The 19,008-nt window shown below is 52.2% G+C and carries 18 protein-coding genes and 1 pseudogene; 9 read left to right on the plus strand and 10 right to left on the minus strand.

All coding sequences use genetic code 11. The features are described from left to right. Positions 1–48: 48 nt before the first annotated feature. The 6 genes and pseudogenes from PsAD37_RS26835 to PsAD37_RS26860 all read right to left on the minus strand — a co-directional run. Positions 49–386 (minus strand): annotated as a pseudogene (locus PsAD37_RS26835) (transposase); the annotation flags it as partial. 184 nt (positions 387–570) lie between these two features. Then, the gene (locus PsAD37_RS26840) at positions 571–954 is read right to left on the minus strand and encodes a hypothetical protein (RefSeq protein ID WP_063298694.1); all 384 of its coding nucleotides are present in this window, start codon (positions 952–954) and stop codon (positions 571–573) included. A gap of 376 nt (positions 955–1,330) precedes the next feature. Further along, positions 1,331–1,756, minus strand: a complete 426-nt coding sequence (locus PsAD37_RS26845; protein ID WP_208992112.1) for an AAA family ATPase — start codon at positions 1,754–1,756, stop codon at positions 1,331–1,333. 199 nt (positions 1,757–1,955) lie between these two features. Further along, positions 1,956–3,101 (minus strand): helix-turn-helix transcriptional regulator, encoded by a 1,146-nt coding sequence (locus PsAD37_RS26850; RefSeq protein ID WP_063298695.1) that lies wholly within the window; start codon positions 3,099–3,101, stop codon positions 1,956–1,958. 186 nt (positions 3,102–3,287) lie between these two features. Beyond that, positions 3,288–4,610, minus strand: a complete 1,323-nt coding sequence (locus PsAD37_RS26855) for a HAMP domain-containing sensor histidine kinase (RefSeq protein WP_208992113.1) — start codon at positions 4,608–4,610, stop codon at positions 3,288–3,290. Then, a complete protein-coding gene (locus tag PsAD37_RS26860; protein ID WP_084408142.1) occupies positions 4,600–5,304 on the minus strand; it encodes a response regulator transcription factor in 705 nt (234 codons plus the stop codon). Before PsAD37_RS26860 ends, PsAD37_RS26855 begins: the two co-directional genes overlap by 11 nt. A gap of 307 nt (positions 5,305–5,611) precedes the next feature. Between PsAD37_RS26860 and PsAD37_RS26865 the strand changes: the two genes are divergently transcribed. Further along, the gene (locus tag PsAD37_RS26865) at positions 5,612–5,950 is read left to right on the plus strand and encodes an OsmC family protein (protein ID WP_208992114.1); all 339 of its coding nucleotides are present in this window, start codon (positions 5,612–5,614) and stop codon (positions 5,948–5,950) included. Between the two features lie 70 nt (positions 5,951–6,020). Here the strand turns inward: PsAD37_RS26865 and PsAD37_RS26870 are convergent, their stop codons facing one another. After that, positions 6,021–6,872, minus strand: a complete 852-nt coding sequence (locus tag PsAD37_RS26870) for a PhzF family phenazine biosynthesis protein (RefSeq protein ID WP_084408144.1) — start codon at positions 6,870–6,872, stop codon at positions 6,021–6,023. Between the two features lie 114 nt (positions 6,873–6,986). Here PsAD37_RS26870 and PsAD37_RS26875 point away from each other — a divergent pair, with 114 nt between their 5' ends. Continuing rightward, on the plus strand, positions 6,987–7,442 hold the full coding sequence (locus PsAD37_RS26875) for an Lrp/AsnC family transcriptional regulator (protein ID WP_063298697.1): 456 nt from the start codon (positions 6,987–6,989) through the stop codon (positions 7,440–7,442). Between the two features lie 12 nt (positions 7,443–7,454). On the opposite strand, the gene plsY is transcribed toward PsAD37_RS26875, so the two are convergent. Next, positions 7,455–8,078 (minus strand): glycerol-3-phosphate 1-O-acyltransferase PlsY, encoded by a 624-nt coding sequence (gene plsY, locus PsAD37_RS26880; protein ID WP_063298698.1) that lies wholly within the window; start codon positions 8,076–8,078, stop codon positions 7,455–7,457. Between the two features lie 11 nt (positions 8,079–8,089). Further along, positions 8,090–8,680, minus strand: coding sequence for a TetR/AcrR family transcriptional regulator (locus PsAD37_RS26885; RefSeq protein WP_063298765.1), 591 nt, complete (start codon positions 8,678–8,680; stop codon positions 8,090–8,092). A gap of 249 nt (positions 8,681–8,929) precedes the next feature. Here PsAD37_RS26885 and PsAD37_RS26890 point away from each other — a divergent pair, with 249 nt between their 5' ends. From PsAD37_RS26890 to PsAD37_RS26920, 7 genes are all read left to right on the plus strand, one after another. Then, a complete protein-coding gene (locus tag PsAD37_RS26890; RefSeq protein ID WP_193778339.1) occupies positions 8,930–10,078 on the plus strand; it encodes an isovaleryl-CoA dehydrogenase in 1,149 nt (382 codons plus the stop codon). Beyond that, positions 10,078–11,685 (plus strand): carboxyl transferase domain-containing protein, encoded by a 1,608-nt coding sequence (locus tag PsAD37_RS26895; RefSeq protein ID WP_063298700.1) that lies wholly within the window; start codon positions 10,078–10,080, stop codon positions 11,683–11,685. Before PsAD37_RS26890 ends, PsAD37_RS26895 begins: the two co-directional genes overlap by 1 nt. A 10-nt stretch (positions 11,686–11,695) precedes the next feature. After that, positions 11,696–13,684, plus strand: coding sequence for an acetyl/propionyl/methylcrotonyl-CoA carboxylase subunit alpha (locus PsAD37_RS26900; protein ID WP_063298701.1), 1,989 nt, complete (start codon positions 11,696–11,698; stop codon positions 13,682–13,684). A 3-nt stretch (positions 13,685–13,687) separates the two neighbouring features. Then, the gene (locus PsAD37_RS26905) at positions 13,688–15,319 is read left to right on the plus strand and encodes an acyl-CoA synthetase (RefSeq protein ID WP_063298702.1); all 1,632 of its coding nucleotides are present in this window, start codon (positions 13,688–13,690) and stop codon (positions 15,317–15,319) included. A 6-nt stretch (positions 15,320–15,325) separates the two neighbouring features. Beyond that, positions 15,326–16,189: a hydroxymethylglutaryl-CoA lyase gene (locus PsAD37_RS26910; RefSeq protein WP_063290450.1), complete on the plus strand. Its 864-nt coding sequence runs from the start codon at positions 15,326–15,328 to the stop codon at positions 16,187–16,189. Next, positions 16,186–16,971: an enoyl-CoA hydratase-related protein gene (locus PsAD37_RS26915; RefSeq protein ID WP_063290451.1), complete on the plus strand. Its 786-nt coding sequence runs from the start codon at positions 16,186–16,188 to the stop codon at positions 16,969–16,971. The genes PsAD37_RS26910 and PsAD37_RS26915 overlap by 4 nt, the downstream gene beginning before the upstream one ends. A gap of 107 nt (positions 16,972–17,078) precedes the next feature. Then, on the plus strand, positions 17,079–18,323 hold the full coding sequence (locus PsAD37_RS26920) for an MFS transporter (RefSeq protein WP_063298703.1): 1,245 nt from the start codon (positions 17,079–17,081) through the stop codon (positions 18,321–18,323). 9 nt (positions 18,324–18,332) lie between these two features. On the opposite strand, the gene PsAD37_RS26925 is transcribed toward PsAD37_RS26920, so the two are convergent. Next, complete coding sequence (locus tag PsAD37_RS26925; RefSeq protein ID WP_057465429.1) at positions 18,333–18,893, minus strand: isochorismatase family protein; 561 nt, start codon at positions 18,891–18,893, stop codon at positions 18,333–18,335. Positions 18,894–19,008 lie beyond the last annotated feature (115 nt).

The raw sequence follows: 19,008 nt of genomic DNA on the forward strand, positions 1-19,008 counted from the left end.
GCGTTCTTCGTCAGTACGCCCACGTGGCAAACGCCGCTGTGTTGATCAATGTTGCCCCAGAACGCGGCAAACACACCGCTCAGAAACCTTGAACCGACTATGCACATGATCGATACAGGCCCACCTGCGTGAGGGGCTTAGAAGTTTCCCGATGCCGCTTCCTTCAAGATCAGCTTGTCCAACGTAAGGTCTGAAACCGCACGCTGCAGGTGCTCGTTCTCTTTCTGTAACCGCTTCAGTTCCTTCAGCTGTTCTGTGCCCATCCCGCCGTACTTCTTCTTCCAGCGATAATAGGTTTGTTCTGTCACACAGATCTGTCTGATCGCATCAATCCGGGCCATACCTTGCCCTATCAGAACTTCAACCTGCCGTAACTTCACGACAATCTCTTCTGGCTAGGTCTCTTAATCGCCATCATTGGTCCTCCGCTTTCCTAACTATAAGGGCGGACCACTTCAAAGGGGGAGGCTCAATCCCCGTACGCCGTTATAACGACAGCTTGAACCCATAAAAAAACTGCTCGGTTAACGATGAACCGAACGGTTGCTCATGCACCAGTGAAACTGACAGCTACTTAATTTCGATCTCATATGTGTTCCCACCAGATATGACACGCCCTGCGGAATACATCCGAAATTTGGTCACGACCTTATCTGTGCCCCGAAAGTCTTTATCCGGCGAATAGTACATAATCAGATCGTTCGTTTGTTTACCCGCACATTTGCCAGCTGTCTTTGGCAGTGCAGATCGGGACTGCACAAAACGAACAACACCATGCTCCGGCTTCTTAACGAAAGAGACTTTTGGTAAGGCCGCAGAGCTGCACGTTTCAGGAATGTAATAGCTATAAACGCTAAGTTTTGTAGTGCGGTTTGTTGCAACCTGAGATCTGATCAACTCAGCATTTGCACTGAATGAGAACACCATAAACAGGAAGACCCAAATGCATTTCATTGCAATTCTCCAAAAGTTTAAATCAAAATTATACAAACTGAAGAATCGACAAACACAATCAAACACATGTAAAATTCATATTGAACACACAAGTAGATCTACTCTTTAATTTCGCACCTATCCCTTACGTAAATCTACATCAACGCAAATAATAGCAATAATATTTTATAATACAAAATATATTTTTACCTGCGATAACCCATAAACCATTGATTATGCAATGCTCATTCAGATATTTTCAGTACTTTTAAACTAGGTCATCACGCTCTAATCTTCCATCAAGACGCAATACAGGCATTTTGCACTCTTTCAGCCAGACTTCATGCCTATACCGGCTCCTGCCAGAAAAATCCGGTTGCTCATACTGCGATGCCCACTAAAAAAAAGCCTCGTGCGTCTCAAACATGTCGCCACCTTCAAGAATGCGACCGCCAAAACGTTCCATTTCTCGTTTTTTCAATCGCTGCAGTCGCTCGTCCTGCGGCACACTGATGAAAACAATAAGCGAGCTTTGAGAGACCAACCCCTTCGCCCACCCTTCACAAGCTCCACTCAAAACCCAACCACCTTCACCCATCGCCGGTTTCATGAGCGCAACTCGCTCTTCTTCAGGCCGTTTTACTGAAAAGGGTGGCTCTGTTTGCTCCCAAAAGTAATCATCAGAATCCACATGAGGAACCGAAAGAGCCTGAGCAAGCCTATGGCCAAGCGTGGTCGAACCGGCGCAAGAAGCCCCAAAGACATAAATACGTTTATGCAATGCAAAAACCTTTCTTGCTAAAACAATGAGGATGGAACTCACGCGGCAAAATCACCGGCAACGCGCACAAGCCCCACTTTGAAACCCAAAGCCAGCCTTTTCCGCTATTCGTGCCATATGATTGCGCGCAGAATTGTAACTGATCTCTACTTTGTCAGCTGTCTTCCGCTTAGACAAGCCAGCAACAAGACACTGTTCAGGAAGTACTACATCTGAACACCAATCAAATCCTCAGAAACAGTCATCTCACGTTCTGTCGCGGCACCCTTGCAGCCAGGTCGCTTACAAGTCGAACCAACTCACTTTGAGAATTTACAGAAACCTTGTCGGCAATTCGCGCCATATGATTGCGTGCAGTGTTGTAGCTGATCTCCAGAGCGTGAGAGGTCTCACCCACAGATGCCCCACGAACCAGATACTGGAGCAACTCAGCCTCACGTTTGGAAACCCCAAAATAACGTTGAAGGTTGTCCAACTCCGCCAAGGGTTGATCACCCGGATCCATTATCATGCAAAGGAGTGGCTGTGGCCCGCGTACAAAGGGCGCCAGATAAGCAGGCGTCTCTGAAAGCACATTGATAGGCATCACAACAAAGAACGGATTGGGCGCCGCCTCACCATTCAGGACCAACGGTCCTAGAGGCTTACCAGAAGTCCGGCACCGTAAAATCGCATCCTCAAACAACTTTCGATGCTCATTATGCCGTGAAGAAACCTCTCCACGACGATCAATAAAGAAACTCTGACTGGAACTGAAAAATACCTCCGCCTGCTTGTTGGCAAAAGCAACGTGATGCCCTTGATCCAGAATAAACGCTGCACTTGGAATACGATCCAGCCAGAAGGAATAGGCATCTGTCAAACCGCGTCTTTGTTCAAGATGCAATGCAACCGAAAACGCATTTTGAAAATGAGGCCTGACTGTTTCAAGAGTTTTATCAAGCTGCATTGCATCAGGACCATCAAAATCAGATTGCACCGCTACAGAAACCATGGCCGCATCCATCCCCTGACGGTGGATCATAAAACCACGTAAGCGATCAAACACTCCATAATCGCTGAAGACCAGATCAAAAAAATCAGTATCCCGGATTTCATCTTGGCTGATGAAATCCTCGGTATGAATTAAGGCATTTAATGGAGCAAATTTAGCGAACCGGGGCAATGGATTGCTCTGGCCCGCAGCAAGCATTTTTGCTTCCATATCCTCTTTTGTATTGAGGAAAGCCATATGCTGATATTCAAGTGAATTGAGTGAGACGATCTTGTAACAGAGCATGGTTTCACTAAAGGACGATGCCATAGGCTCAAACGCCTGCCCAATATCCTTACCAAGAGCAATATTAGCATAAAGCCGCTGGACCATTTCATCGTGTACGCTTTGCATCACCCCACCCGAATCGGACAAACACCCCTTCTGTCTCTACGTAAATTAAATAGTAAAATTTTCAGATATCAATAAAATTGAAGAATATTTTCTTTGAACCGCCATAAATGGAAGGTTCAAACCAGAAATACCCTTGGAATGTCATGAAGAATCTTAGTTATTCATGACAAATACAAATAATTGAAACTACTCTCTACCAGTATCAGTGGGTCTCAAAACCAGACGCGTGATGATGGCATCCTGCTGTTCTTCAAGAGTAAAATCCCAACCCATCCGCCGTGCTATACGTTCGCAAAGTGAAAGACCGAAGCCGAAGCTTTCCTCATAAACAGAGGTGGCATCCGCTTTGGTGCCAGCTGAAACGGGGTTTTCAATCTCAAAGATCTCATTTTGATAACTAATTTTGATCTCACCCTTTTGGGCATGTTGAAACGCGTTACGGATCAGATTGCCAAACAGGATCAGCAAAGGTGCTTTAGGCAGCTCCGCCTCATCCTCACTCAAATCCAGCACTTCCGTGAGCGGTTTATTGCCCTTCAGATAAGACAGTTCCTCAATGCACCCTACAATTAGCTTTGCTGGCACGAGCTTCTCAACTCGCGGCGGTGCAGAGCTTTCCCTGCCCAGCCAAAGCAAAGTCTCTACAATGATGCGCATGTTCAAATTAGCCCGCTGAATACGCTCCACGGGCACAGTATCCTCAGAACCACTTTCCTGGCTCTTCAGAAGCGCAATATTGCCGGCAATCACCGTAATCGGCGTCCGCAGCTCATGGCTCGCATAACGCAAGAACGTCTGTTCGCGTTCAACAAATTCAGAGATACGGGAAACGGTACGCGTGAGTTTCACAGCAAGATTATTCAGTTCGCGGAACCTGAAGTTGGGCGGTGTCTCACCCACATTCTCAGCATTCAATGACTGCGCCCAATTTTCCAGATTCTGGATCGGTCGGATCAACCGCTTAGATAAAATGCGCGCACTCACAAAGGTGGCGAGTAGATTGACGATCCCTACAATTGCAAAGGCAAGAAGGACCACCTGATCCTCTTCGGAGCCCTCTAGATACTCTTCTGTACTCTCAAGCGTAATGTAAAGGTTACGGCCATCTTCCAGCGGATAGATGTACAGATAGAGATAATAGGTCTCCTTACAATTTCCCTCAGCATCACAGCCTCGATCTTCATCATCGTAATACAGCTCCAGCGGCTCCAATGGCTCCTCTTTAAAACGACGAGACATTTCAGCAGGCAGCGCTTCAAGCGAAAAGGCACTCAGAATAAGGTAGGTTTCTGGCAGCGGAGCATCAGGATTTGTTTTTACGGCCTCTTCGTAACTTTGCCCCAAATCCTCAAGTAGGTAGATGATGCTCTCATCCGAGCCAGCCACAAAGAAAATCGGCAGCAAAAACGTGTAGACCAGCAACAGCAGAATAACGCCCAGAAAGAAAGCGATACCAAGTTCACGAAATATGCTGCGTCCGCGCACTCTGGCAGCTTTCTTACTCACCATCCACTTTCTCCCTCAGGCTGTATCCCCCGTTAGCATCTCGGCAAATAATTTCAGATTCGGCAGGGCGTTGGATTTGCTGACGAAGTTTGTACAAATGCACATTCAGGCTGTTACTCTCCGGTGGTTCATCACCCCACAACCCACGCTCTAACTGCTCCCGGCTCACTGATGCTGGGCTATGCTTGCTTAGAATTCCCAGGATCTTCCAGGCCGTTGGCGAGAGACGCAAAACACGATCTCCGCGCTTTGCAATATTCCGCGCAAAATCCACCTGTAAGTCAGCAACCTCAAATATCTTCGCCTTCGCACTCCGCCGCCCGGAAAGCGCCCGCAGCCTCACAACCAATTCCTCAAACGCAAAGGGTTTGACCAGATAGTCGTCCGTTCCGGCTTCAAATCCAGCCAATTTGTCTGAAAGTTCATCGCGAGCAGTCAGCATCAAAACAGGGCGGTCAATGCCTTCCCGGCGCAGCGTTTCACAAACTGTAAGACCATCCATCTTAGGCAACGTCAGATCCAGAATGATAACGTCAAAATATCCCTGCCGCGCAAATTCAAGCCCCGCCTCACCATTGTAAGCGTGATCACAGCTGATACCGTGGATTTTCAACACATCGGCAATCGTTCCAGCCAAATCCAGGTCATCTTCAATCAGCAGTGCAAGCAGGTTTTCAGTCTCATTTGTTGCCATCATTCTACCTGCCAAACTCGCCAATCAATTCTGCTAATTGAACACATCCATACTGTAGCAGAATGTGCCTCACACCCGCCCACATTGTGTTTACAACATATTCCTGTAGAGCAAGCCCAATAACCAACGAGTGAACGCTGCTGTATTTTTCACCCATGCCGCATATTTACGTAAGCCGCGAGTTACTCGTATACATGCCAGACCAACTGCAAACTCCTAGAACTCTTGAGACATTAGTATGCAGATAAAAATGAAACCCAAGTCCTATGGCCCATTGACGGTCGCTTCGTATTAGTATGGACAGTTCTGGGTGACCAATGAGTTCGGTCATCAATACTCGGCAGGCTACGGAGACTCCGATGAGTTCTCGGCCCCCTCAGACCTGATCATGTCTGCCCTTGGGTCCTGTATGGCTATCTCTTTGGAGATGGTAGCCAGGCAACAGAAGGTCTCACTCGGAAATGTCTACATCACCGTAAAGACTGAAAAAGCATCCACGCTGCCTCACCGCTTTGGCAGCTTCCATCTGGAATTCGCTCTCCCTGAGTTTGAAAACCGCGAGAAAGCAGAGATCCTGATCAAAGCCGCCAAAGAGATATGTACGGTTTCCAACACACTAAACGCAAAGATCAGCTTCACGCTCATCTAACTTTTTTCAGTAAGAAACCCGAGACAGATCTGCCTCGGGCTGAGAAACTCCAAATCAATCAATAAAAGCATCAACCCATTCGCCGTGCAGTACCTGAAATGCGCACAGAAGCACCTGCTTCAGATGGAATATGAGCGGTAATAAAGGACTTCGATCCCATATCCTCGCCCTGCACGATGTGGATTTCACCGCCATGCGCCCAGCCAATATCCCGCAGATAACCGGAAAACGCCGCAGCAGCTGCACCCGTGGCAGGGTCTTCAAACACCCCAGCTGAGGCAAACGCATTGCGCACATCAAACTCTTGCAGTCCACGCACATAAACCAGCATGATCGTCACAAGCTCCTGTCCAAGCATAAACTGCTTCATAGCTTCCAGATCGTAAGCCATTCCAGCCAACTTGGCTCTGTCACTCAAAGCAAGCACCAAGTGATCTGCACCACCATGAATGCGAGCTGGTGGGATACGAAGGTTCAGATCCCCTTCATTCAAGCCAAGTAGTTCAAGCAGCTCAGCTTTCACCTCGTCTTCCAAACCCACACTCTTGGTCTGCGGAGATTGCAGAGCGGCTTGCAGCTGCCCGTTCTCCTGCCAGCTTTCCACTGAGATCACAGCTTCATTTAGCTCAAGGCGATATGTTTTCCGGCCATGCTGCTGAGCCAGAACCGCGCCCAGCGCAATGGTCGCATGCCCACAAAACGGCACTTCATTTTCTGGCGAAAAATACCGCACCCGATACCCATCTTCACCTGCAAGAGGCACCGCAAACACGGTCTCGGAATACCCAAGATCAGCCGCAATAGACTGCATTTGCGCATCAGGAAGCATCGTCTCACCCACCAGCACACCTGCTGGGTTACCACCTTCGTCACCATGAGAAAATGCCGAGATATGTTGAAGCGCCAATAGATCTGTCTGCATGAGAACCTACAATCGTCATGACTGAAAAAATAGCCAGCAATGGCCTCATGCTATATAGAAAAAGAAAGGCAAATTACACGAAATACCCTCACATTTTAAAGCGAGCGAACAGAAGTGCCTAAAGAGATAAAACAACTGGACGAAACCGCCTGCAAAATCCTAGAGATTCTGGAGCGCGACGCCCGCATATCCATCAGCGAGCTGGCGAGCCGCATCGGCCTCTCCGCCCCCAGCACCACAGAGCGTGTTCGCAAGCTGGAGCAGGACAGCATCATCACAGGCTTTACAGTCGAGATAAATCCTAAGGCACTCGGCTACACTCTGGAAGCAATCGTGCGCGTCAAACCAAGCCCTGGTAATCTGCATGTGGTGGAACAGCTCATCCTAAACGAGCCCCGCTTCACCTCCTGCGATAAAGTCACCGGAGAAGACTGCTTCGTCACCCGCATCTACCTAAAAGACGTCAGAGAACTCGACGACCTCCTCGACCCACTCCACGAAAAAGCAATGACCAACACGTCCATCGTCAAAGCTTCCCCGATCAAGAACCGCATGGTTCCGCTGCGGTGAGCACAGCTAAGGCTAGAACCTCAGCTTATTCTCAGTACCGGAGAGCAGTCTGCCGATATTCGCGCGGTGCTTGGCAACCACCATGGATGCCATCGCCAGTGCGAAGATCTGAAAGTAGATTGTGTGACCAAACATCGGGATGAAGGAAAGCACTACGAACAGCAGCGTGGCGCAGATGGAACCCAGAGAAACATAGCGGGTCGCAGCAACAATGAGCACAAAAGACCCAAGGCAGCTTAGCGCGATAATCGGATCCAGCATAAACAGCACAGCAGCAGCCGTCAGCACACCTTTGCCGCCTCTGAAGCCCAAAAAGACCGGCCAGTTGTGGCCAACTATCGCCCCAGCCCCGGCAAGCAACATGCTCACACTGTCCACCGTAACACCTGAACCAGCGTATACACCCAGATACAGACCCACCAGACAAGCAACGATGCCTTTAAGGATATCTCCGAAAAGCACAAACAGCGCAGCAGGTTTGCCAAGCACGCGCAGTGTATTGGTGAGCCCGGCAGATTTACTCCCATGCTCGCGGATATCCTTGCCGTACATCTTCCCAACCAGCACTGCCGTGCTGATGCTGCCCAGCAAAAACCCCACCCCAAGAGCTGCAAAAAGCTTAATCAGATCAATCACAGGAATAGCCCCTAGCCCACAACGCCCTGTAGCACCAGTTTCTGGTGCACCTCGATAATCTCATCGATACTAAGACGTCCGTCGGGACGATACCAGAAGCAAACACCGGTCAGCATGGCAATGATGGCATAGGCAGTAACTTCCAGATCCACATTAGGGAACACTTCTGCTTTAACCCCATCGGACAAAATGTTCCGCAAATTGGCCTCGTACTGGCTGCGTTTGGTCACCACATCAGCACGATACTCTTCACCAAGAGAACGCAGCTCCAGATTCGCAATCACAACGTCCGCACGGCGCTCAATGTGGTAGCGAATGTGAAACGCAACAAACGCCTTGAGACGGGAAACCGGGTCGTTACCCTTGCCCTCCAGCTTCTCCCAGTTTTCAATCAAGCTGATCATGTGCAGGTTCATCAGCGCCTGAAGCAGTTCGTCCTTACTCTCTACATAGCGATAGACTGACCCCGGCTGCACGCCCACCTCAGCTGCAAGCTGGCGAAGCGTCATCGCCTCAAAGCCCTTGGCTTCAATCAGCTTTTTTGCTGCTGCATAAATTGCAGTTTTTGTATCTGCGCCAACGGAGCCTTTGGTTCGTGCCACGATCTGAGCCTTTTTCATTCTACATAAGAGACGCAGTGTTTCAGCGCGTGCCCGAGCGATGCCTAGCAGTTTTCGGGAAAGAATACGCAACAGGAAATGCGCCCTAAGGGTTATTGCATAGTAGCTGAGCCCCTGCTATTAATCAAACGAACGTTCGTTTAATTAATTTACGATCCACTGGGAAGCTCGTTAAAGAGCGTGGATCGCAGAGCTTCGGTAGCAGGAGGAAGCGCCGTGTTTGACGCTGTAATGAATTTTGGTCTTGGTGAAGATATTGACGCTCTGCGCGAAACCATTCGCCGGTGGGCACAAGACAAGCTCGCACCGCGCGCCGCTGAGATCGACGAGACCAACGAGTTCCCCAATGATCTCTGGAAAGAGATGGGTGACCTTGGCGTGCTTGGCATGACAGCTGACCCGGAATACGGCGGAACCGGCATGGGCTACCTCGCCCACGTTGTTGTGGTCGAGGAAATCTCACGCGCCTCCGCATCTGTTGGCCTGTCCTACGGCGCGCACTCCAACCTGTGCGTGAACCAGATCAACCGTCATGGCACACCTGAGCAAAAGGCAAAGTATCTGCCAAAACTCTGCTCCGGTGAGCATGTCGGCTCTCTGGCCATGTCCGAGCCGGGCGCAGGCTCTGACGTTGTTTCCATGAAGCTGCGCGCTGAAAAGCGTAATGACCGCTACGTGCTCAACGGCAACAAAATGTGGATCACAAACGGCCCTGACGCCTCCACTCTGGTGGTCTACGCAAAGACTGATCCAGATGCTGGCCCCAAAGGCATGACAGCTTTCATCATCGAAAAAGGCATGAAGGGCTTCTCTACAGCGCAAAAGCTGGACAAACTCGGCATGCGCGGCTCCAACACGTGTGAGCTGGTCTTTGAAGACTGCGAAGTCCCATATGAGAACGTCCTCGGTGAAGAAGGCCGCGGTGTAAACGTTCTGATGTCCGGTCTGGATTATGAGCGCGTTGTTCTCTCCGGTGGTCCACTGGGCATCATGGCAGCAGCTATGGACATTGTGGTTCCTTACATCCACGAGCGCAAACAGTTCGGCAAAGCCATCGGCGAGTTCCAGCTGATGCAGGGCAAACTCGCTGACATGTACACCCTGATGAACGCCTCCCGTTCCTACGTGTACGCCGTCGCAAATGCGTGTGACCGCGGTGAAACCACCCGTAAGGATTCCGCTGGCTGTATCCTCTATTCCGCAGAAAACGCAACCAAACTGGCACTGGAAGCAATCCAGTCCCTCGGCGGTAATGGTTACATCAACGAGTACCCAACCGGCCGCCTGCTGCGTGACGCGAAACTCTATGAAATCGGCGCAGGCACCTCAGAAATCCGCCGCATGCTGATTGGTCGTGAGCTCTTCCAGGAAACCAAGTAATGGCTGTCATCAAGTCTCAGGCTGCAACGGGTTCGGAAAGCTTTAAGAACAACCGCACCCTGCACCTCGCCGCAATGGATGAGGTCCGCGCCGCAAGCCAGCAAGCCCTTTTGGGCGGGGGCGAAGGCCCTCGCGAACGGCACGTGTCCCGTGGCAAGATCCTCCCGCGTGAGCGCGTTGCCCGCCTGATCGACCCGGGTTCTCCATTTCTGGAAGTTGGCCAGTTTGCCGCCCACAACATGTATGAGGGCGCCTCGCCTTCAGCTGGCATTGTCACCGGCATTGGCCGGGTCAACGGCATTGAGTGCATGATCGTGGCCAACGATGCCACGGTAAAGGGCGGCACCTATTATCCGCTGACGGTCAAGAAGCACCTCCGCGCCCAAGAAATTGCCATGGAGAACAATCTCACATGCATTTACTTGGTGGATTCTGGCGGCGCTAACCTGCCTCAGCAGGATGAGGTGTTCCCGGACAAAGAACACTTTGGCCGCATCTTCTACAATCAAGCCAACATGTCCGCAAAGGGCATTCCGCAAATCGCGGTGGTCATGGGCTCCTGTACCGCGGGTGGCGCATATGTGCCAGCCATGTGTGATGAGACCATCATCGTGAAAGAGCAAGGCACCATTTTCCTCGCCGGTCCTCCACTGGTGAAAGCCGCCACGGGCGAAGTGGTTTCTGCTGAAGACCTGGGCGGTGGGGATGTTCACACCCGCCTCTCTGGTGTGGCAGACCACTTGGCCCGTGACGATGCTCATGCGTTGGCACTGGCCCGTCAGGCCGTGTCCAATCTCAACCGCCGCAAGCCAGACCAACTTCTGCTGCAAACTCCAGAAGATCCGCTTTACGATCCTGAAGAAATCCTCGGCGTTGTCCCTGCGGACCTGAAAACACCATATGATGTGCGCGAAGTCATCGCCCGCGTGGTAGACGGCTCTCGCTTTGACGAATTCAAAGCCCGCTATGGCACCACCCTTGTCACCGGCTTTGCCCACATCCACGGCATGCCTGTCGGCATCATCGCCAACAACGGCATATTGTTCTCGGAAGCTGCACTGAAAGGTGCTCACTTCGTTGAGCTGTGCTGTCAGCGCAAAATCCCGCTGGTCTTCCTGCAAAACATCACCGGCTTCATGGTCGGGCAAAAGTATGAGGCAGGCGGCATCGCAAAAGACGGCGCTAAACTGGTAACAGCCGTAGCCTGCGCAAAAGTTCCAAAAATCACCATGCTCATTGGCGGTTCCTTCGGCGCTGGCAACTACGGCATGTGTGGCCGTGCTTACTCACCGCGCATGCTCTGGACATGGCCAAGCTCCCGCATCTCCGTCATGGGTGGTCCTCAGGCTGCAGGCGTACTGGCAACCGTACGCCGTGACGGCATTGAGCGCAAAGGCGGCACTTGGTCAGCGGAAGAAGAAGCAACCTTCAAACAGCCGATCATTGATCAGTTTGAAGAGCAAGGACACCCGCTCTACGCCTCCGCACGCCTCTGGGATGACGGCATTGTCGACCCGCGCAAAACCCGTGACGTATTGGCACTGTCCATCGCAGCAAGCCTCAACGCACCAATCGAAGACACGCCATTCGGCGTCTTCCGCATGTAAGGGGCTCGGTATGTTCAAGAAAATCCTTATTGCGAACCGTGGTGAGATTGCTTGCCGTGTAGCAAAATCCGCCAAAGTCCTCGGCATCAAGGTGGTTGCCGTCTACTCAGATGCAGACCGCGATGCCCGCCACGTGCAGATGGCTGATGAGGCTTACCGCCTTGGCCCTGCGCCAGTGGCAGAGAGCTACCTCAACATTCCAGAGCTACTCAACGCTGCCAAAACCAGCGGCGCAGACGCCATCCATCCGGGCTACGGTTTCCTATCGGAAAACCCGGAGTTCGTGGAAGCTGTGGAAGCAGCTGGCCTTGTCTTCATTGGTCCACCTGCGGATGCAATTCGCGCCATGGGGCTGAAAGATGCTGCCAAAAAACTCATGGAAGAATCCGGCGTTCCAGTCGTGCCGGGCTATCATGGCAGCAACCAGGACGCTGAGTTCCTGAAAAGTGAATCCGACAAGATCGGCTATCCGGTCCTCATCAAAGCCCGCGCAGGCGGCGGCGGCAAAGGCATGCGCCGTGTTGATGATCCGGCAGACTTCTTTGAAGCTCTGGAAGGCGCTCAGCGCGAAGGTCAGTCAAGCTTCGGCGACCCACGCGTCCTCATCGAGAAGTACATCCTGTCACCGCGCCACATCGAGGTTCAGGTCTTCTGTGATGGTCATGGCAACGCGGTTCACTTGTTTGAGCGCGACTGCTCCCTGCAGCGTCGCCACCAAAAGGTGATCGAGGAAGCCCCTGCCCCCGGTATGACCGAAGAGATGCGCAACGCCATGGGCGATGCTGCCGTCAAAGCAGCTCAAGCTGTGGGGTATGAAGGCGCTGGTACGGTTGAGTTCATTGTTGATGGCTCAGAAGGCCTCCGCTCTGACCGCTTCTGGTTCATGGAAATGAACACGCGCCTTCAGGTAGAACATCCAGTCACAGAAGCCATCACCGGGCAAGATTTGGTCAACTGGCAGCTCTCCGTCGCTGCGGGCGGTGAATTGCCTCTGATGCAGGACGAGCTCACCATCTTCGGCCATGCATTCGAAGCGCGTATCTACGCTGAAGATGCTGAGGCAGGCTTCCTGCCAGCAACCGGAACTCTGAACGAGCTGAAACTGCCGGAATTGTTCGCCCGCATCGACAGCGGCGTACGCAAAGGCGATACAATCACCCCATACTACGATCCAATGATCGCAAAGGTGATCTGCCATGGCGAAACCCGTGAAGCTGCTCTGGCGAAAATGTCTCTGGCCTTGGAAAAGAGTCAGGCAGTTGGTTGCACCACCAACATCACTTTCCTGCATCGCCTGTGTAACCACGACGGCTTTGCAAAGGGTGAGATGGACACGGGCCTTATCGACCGTGAACTGGAAGCTCTCACTAAACCGACAGCTCCAACCAAGCACGCTTTCGCAATGGCTGCTCTCATCGAGCTCGGCTTTGCAACTGAAACTGCATTGGTCCATAACGATCCGTGGGTGAGCCTCTCAGGTTGGCGTCATTGGACAGCAGCCCAGCAGATTGCGCATCTGTCATGGCGCGATGAAGTCACCGAAGTTGTGGCAAACCGCCATCATGATGGTAGCCTGACCATTGCCATTGATGATGAAACCTTCAATTTGCAGATCCTCTCCGTAGACAACAACCACATGCGTGTGGATTTTGCCGGTCAAATCACCTCTGCTGATTTCTTCGCAGAAGACACCAGTCTCACCCTCTTCTCCGACGGTGTCACATGGCGTTTCGATCTGCCGGATCATCTGGCAGAGCAGGATGACAGTGCAGCCTCAGGCAACGCGATCACATCGCCAATGCCGGGCCTTGTGCGTGCTGTGAACTGTAAGCCGGGTGACGAGGTTTCTGAAGGCGATACGTTGATCGTGACCGAAGCCATGAAGATGGAACACTCTCTCAAAGCACCGCGTGACGGCGTTGTGGCTGAAGTGATGGCATCTGCGGGTGACCAGGTGGAAGAAGGCGTTATACTCCTCACGCTTGAGGAGGAGGAATAACCGTTGTTGCCATCTGCGAAATCTTACGAGGAGCTCCGAGAAAAGTTTCAGTGGGACATCCCGGAGTTCTTCAACATTGGTGTAGATATCTGTGACAAGTGGGCGGACAAAGACGCCGCCCGCGAAGCACTCATCTTCGCTGAAGAAGACGGGCCGACAACCACCTACACGTTTGGTGACTTGAAAAAGCTGAGTAACCAGCTGGCCAATCTGCTCCTATCTCAAGGCATCAGCCAAGGTGACCGCGTCGGCATCCTACTGCCACAGGCCCCTGAAACAGCCTTCTCCCATATTGCAATTCACAAGCTCGGTGGCATCTCCATTCCGCTCTTCTCGCTGTTTGGCGAAGAAGCACTGGAATATCGGCTAGAGAACTCTGGTGCGAAAGCCCTCATCACCAACAATGCAGGCGCTGAGAAGCTGGCAAAGATCCGCGACAACCTGCCAGAGCTTGAACTGATCCTGAACATCGAAGGCACAGACTTCAGCACCCGCTCACTCCATGCTGAAATGGCAGGGCAGAGCGAATACTTCACACCAGTGAAGACCAAAGCCGAAGACCCCGCCATCATCATCTACACCTCCGGCACCACCGGCCAGCCCAAAGGTGCGCTCCACGCGCACCGCACGCTGCTCGGTCACCTGCCTGGCGTGGAGATGCCGTACAACATGTTCCCGAAAGAAGGTGACCGCTTCTGGACACCTGCAGACTGGGCATGGATCGGCGGTCTGATTGACGTTCTTCTTCCAAGTCTGCATCACGGCATTCCTGTCGTTGCTTGCCGTTTCAAGAAGTTCAGCGGCGAAGCAGCCTTCCAGCTGATGCAAGACCTGAAAGTCCGCAACGCCTTCATCCCGCCAACCGCGCTGAAAATGATGCGGCAGGTAGAGAACCCGAAGGACCGCTGGAACTATTCCCTCCGCTCCCTCGGCAGTGGCGGCGAAGCCCTTGGCGCAGAGCTGATCCAATGGGGTCAGGACACGTTTGGCCTGACAATCAGCGAGTTCTACGGCCAGACCGAGTGCAACCTCGTTGTCTCCACCTGCGCAGAACTGATGGAAACCCGCCCCGGCGTCACCGGCAAAGCTGTTCCGGGCTTTGATGTGCAGATCGTGGATGACAAAGGCACCGTTCTCGAAGCTGGTCAGCTTGGCAACATCGGCGTTCGTGCACCAAACCCTGTCATGTTCCTCCAATACTGGAACAATCCGGAAGCCACAAAAAAGAAATTCTCTGGCGACTTCCTCATCACCGGCGACAAAGGCGTGATGGATAAAGACGGCTGGATCCAGTTTGTTGGCCGCGATGATGATGTCATCACTTCATCCGGCTACCGCATCGGCCCCGGCGAGATTGAAGACTGCCTGCTGAAACACGACACAGTTGCCATGGCAGGTGTCATCGGCAAGCCAGACAAGCTGCGCACTGAGATCGTCAAAGCCTACATTGTGCTGAAGGAAGGTGTTGAGCCATCCGACGAATTGGCCAAAGAACTTTCTGATTTTGTGAAACAGCGATTAGCTGCGCATGAATATCCACGTGAACTGGAATTTGTCGAAGCCCTGCCAATGACAACAACCGGAAAGGTTATCCGCAGAGAACTTCGTGCCCGCGCTATCGACGAGGAGGTTTGATAAGCGATGAGCAAGAAACTAAACATTTTTGAGATGGGCCCACGCGACGGTCTGCAGAACGAAAAAACGCTGATCCCGACAGCAAACAAGATCGAACTGATCAACCTCCTTTCCGAGTGCGGGTTTGAGAAGATCGAAACTTCCAGCTTTGTCTCACCCAAATGGGTGCCGCAAATGGCAGATGCTGCGGAAGTCTTTGCAGGCATCACGCGCAAACCCGGCGTTCGCTACACAGCGCTGACACCAAACATCAAAGGCTACGAGCGCGCCAAAGCATCCGGCGCGGATGAAGTTGCAATCTTCGCATCAGCATCTGAAGGCTTCTCTCAAAAGAACATCAACTGCTCGATTGAGGAAAGCTTCGAACGTTTCACTCCAATCGTGGAAGCTGCGAAAGCTGACGGCATTCCGGTCCGCGGATACGTCTCCTGCATCGTTGAGTGCCCATACGATGGCCCGACACCAGCCCAAAACGTAGCAATGGTCTCAGAACGACTGCTGCAGATGGGCTGCTACGAGGTTTCCCTCGGCGACACCATTGGCGCAGCCACTCCGGAAACCACGGAAGCGATGCTGGATGCAGTCCTGAGCGTCATCCCGGCTGAGCAACTCGCCGGCCATTTCCACGACACCAAAGACCTGGCTCTGGCTAACATCATGTCCAGCATAAAAATGGGCCTGCGCACGTTCGATTCAGCCATCGGCGGTCTCGGCGGTTGTCCATATGCACCGGGTGCCAAAGGCAACGTCAGCACACTGGCCGTCGCAAAAATGGCAAAATTGCTGGACTACGACACCGGCCTCGACATTGAGAAGCTGGCACAAACGCAAGAGTTTATTCTCTCCATCAAAGAGGCAGCGGCGGCATGACCTATCAGAACCTTCGCATCGAAAAAGCAGACAACGGCATCACCACACTCTTGCTGGCACGCGCTGAAAAGCACAATGCTATGAATGCTGAGATGATGGATGAACTGATTGCAGCAGCTGAAGAGCTGGACAACTGTGAGCAGACCCGCGCAATCATTCTGGCAGCGGACGGCGAAACCTTCTGTGCTGGCGGCGATCTCAAGTGGATGCAGGCGCAGGCAGAGAAAGACCGCATCGGCAAAATGCAGGAAGCCAATCGTCTGGCAGGCATGCTCAAGCGCCTCGACAGCATGAAGAAGCCTTTGATTGCTCGTGTTCATGGTCCTGCTTACGGTGGCGGAGTTGGCATTCTCAGCGTCTGCGATCTGGTGGTTGCAGCTGACAACACCAAGTTCGCTCTGACTGAAACCCGCCTCGGTCTGATCCCGGCAACCATCGGCACTTATGTTGTACGTCGCCTGGGTGAAGGTCATGCCCGTCAGGTCTTCATGAATGCCCGCCCGTTTGGTGCGCAAAGAGCCCATCACCTCGGTCTCGTCTCATTGGTGACAACACCAGAGGACCTGCACGCAGTAACGCAAAAAGAAGCAGAAGCTTATTTGAATTGCGCACCGGGTGCCGTAGCAGACGCAAAAGCTCTTTGTCAGAATTTAGCGCGTATGCCTGCAGAAGATCAGATTGACTACACAGCAAATGCCCTAGCGGACAGATGGGAAACCACTGAAGCACAGGCCGGAATTTCTGCATTCTTTGCTAAAGAAACACCGCCGTGGCGTAAATAGATCTTCACCCTGTTTTTTTGACCTGCGGCATATGCACAAATGCTGAGTTTTTTCTTTACTTGCTGGATCGCTTTGTTACATAGCATTTAGCGAAAAACGAGAAAAGAATGCTGCTGGCACTACAATCCATCAGGTCAAAACAGGACTTTCATACCCTTGTCTTCATTGCAGGGACTGTTTTGCTGAACGCGATTGGTGCCGGATTGATCATTCCGGTGACCCCGGCACTGGTCGCAGAACTCAGCCAAACCACCATCGCAGACGCAGCTCTCTGGGGCGGCTACATCGCAGCAAGTTACGCTGCTATGCAGTTCCTCTTCGGTCCCGCTGTTGGGGCGATATCTGACCGTTTTGGTCGACGCCCAATCCTCTTGATCTCCCTTGCTGTCCTGACAGTCGACTACCTGATCATGACCTTCGCAGGTTCGCTCTGGGTTCTGTTCATTGGCAGGCTCTTGGCCGGAGTTGCCAGCGCAACCTACGCCACCGCTTATGCCGCCGTCTCCGATATATCGCATAACGGCAAACGCGCCACCCGCTTCGGCATGGTTGGCGCGGCAATCGGGTTTGGCTTTGTCATCGGTCCGGTTATGGGTGGAACACTTGCCCTCTTCGGCGTTCGTGTACCCTTTTACATTTCCGCAGTTCTGATTGCGATGACCTTCGCTTACGGCTTGTTCTACATGCCGGAATCCCTACCAAAATCGGCGAGAAAGGCTATTCGCTGGCGCAGAGCAAACCCTGTTGGCGCAGCCATGGATATTGCCCAGTCTCCTGTTCTGGTGTGGCTCTTTATTGCGCTCTTCCTGTTTGAAATGGCAAACTTCGTGTATCCGGCAATTTGGCCGTACTACACAATTGAAGCCTTCCACTGGACTACAGCTCAGGTAGGTCTCTCACTCGCCATCGTCGGCATTGGTTTCTCCAGCGTCAAAGGCGGTCTTATCCGCTGGATTATTCCGCGCAAAGGCGAAGCGAAAACCGTGCTTTACGGCTTCTTCTTCGCCGTAATCGCATTGCTAGGCTTCGCATTCGCGCCAAACACACTCACAGTCATCTTGCTCCTGCCACCAGCAGCGCTTGGCGCGATGATTCCACCTGCCATGATCGCCCTGATGAGCCATCACGTCTCACAAGACAAGCAGGGCCGTCTGCAAGGTGCACTGACAAGCATCATCGGACTTACACTTGTGCTTTCCACCTTGATGATGACGCAGCTGTTCACCAGCTTCACAGCAGACAGTGCAGAGCTTTACTATCCGGGTGCACCATTCCTGCTGGCCGCATCATTCATGCTACTTGCCATTGGTCCATTCTGGATTGGTCTGAGAAAGATCAGTATCAGCGGCTGATCACAAACCTTACGCCGGAGAGTGCCTCTGCAGATATTCATTTGTGGAGACAATATTGCTGCAAATGAACGACAGCGAAGCCATAATCGCTGCTTGCACAAACTCTTGCTGAGAAGACGTATCACAGGACCCCGGCTCCCGCGTCGCGCATGCATCGTAAATAATCGTAATCGGATATCCAAGTTCTGTCGTCGCATGCGCTGCAGCTGCAATGCAATCCTTACTCATCGACCCACAGATAACCAGCTCCTCGACATTCTCATCATCCAGGATCTGCTTGAGGTTATTGTTGAGGAAGATGTTAGAGGTATACTTCGTCACGATTGGCTCGTGCGGCAACGGTTTCGCCATATCGTGGATTTCAGCACCAATCGTGCCTTCAACCGTAAACGGCGCATCTTTCTCTTTAAAATGATGTTGAATGTGAACGATGGTTTGATCCTGAACGCGCGCATTTGTCAGCAACATCTGAATGTTCCCCGCAGCCTCGAACTGCCCTTCCAACTCACATTTCCCACCGGGAAAGAAGTCGTTCTGACAGTCAATTATCAGCAACGCCGTTCTCGTCATCTTACGCTCAACACCTCACGTGACAGACCAACTGCGTAATAGTCTAATAGATATCGATTGACGGAACTCAGCTAGAAAAACCCGCATTTTTCATAAAACCTAGGAGTAAACACCA

The sequence above is a fragment of the Pseudovibrio sp. Ad37 genome, assembly GCF_001623075.1.
Lineage (GTDB): Bacteria > Pseudomonadota > Alphaproteobacteria > Rhizobiales > Stappiaceae > Pseudovibrio.

What these genes read in the sequence shown, in the direction of transcription:
- PsAD37_RS26840 (WP_063298694.1), bottom strand. Translation starts at nt 954, where the DNA reads ATGAAATGCATTTGGGTCTTCCTGTTTATGGTGTTCTCATTCAGTGCA.
- PsAD37_RS26850 (WP_063298695.1), bottom strand. Translation starts at nt 3,101, where the DNA reads ATGCAAAGCGTACACGATGAAATGGTCCAGCGGCTTTATGCTAATATT.
- PsAD37_RS26855 (WP_208992113.1), bottom strand. Translation starts at nt 4,610, where the DNA reads ATGGTGAGTAAGAAAGCTGCCAGAGTGCGCGGACGCAGCATATTTCGT.
- PsAD37_RS26860 (WP_084408142.1), bottom strand. Translation starts at nt 5,304, where the DNA reads ATGATGGCAACAAATGAGACTGAAAACCTGCTTGCACTGCTGATTGAA.
- PsAD37_RS26870 (WP_084408144.1), bottom strand. Translation starts at nt 6,872, where the DNA reads ATGCAGACAGATCTATTGGCGCTTCAACATATCTCGGCATTTTCTCAT.
- PsAD37_RS26890 (WP_193778339.1), top strand. Translation starts at nt 8,930, where the DNA reads ATGAATTTTGGTCTTGGTGAAGATATTGACGCTCTGCGCGAAACCATT.
- PsAD37_RS26895 (WP_063298700.1), top strand. Translation starts at nt 10,078, where the DNA reads ATGGCTGTCATCAAGTCTCAGGCTGCAACGGGTTCGGAAAGCTTTAAG.
- PsAD37_RS26900 (WP_063298701.1), top strand. Translation starts at nt 11,696, where the DNA reads ATGTTCAAGAAAATCCTTATTGCGAACCGTGGTGAGATTGCTTGCCGT.
- PsAD37_RS26910 (WP_063290450.1), top strand. Translation starts at nt 15,326, where the DNA reads ATGAGCAAGAAACTAAACATTTTTGAGATGGGCCCACGCGACGGTCTG.
- PsAD37_RS26915 (WP_063290451.1), top strand. Translation starts at nt 16,186, where the DNA reads ATGACCTATCAGAACCTTCGCATCGAAAAAGCAGACAACGGCATCACC.
- PsAD37_RS26920 (WP_063298703.1), top strand. Translation starts at nt 17,079, where the DNA reads ATGCTGCTGGCACTACAATCCATCAGGTCAAAACAGGACTTTCATACC.
- PsAD37_RS26925 (WP_057465429.1), bottom strand. Translation starts at nt 18,893, where the DNA reads ATGACGAGAACGGCGTTGCTGATAATTGACTGTCAGAACGACTTCTTT.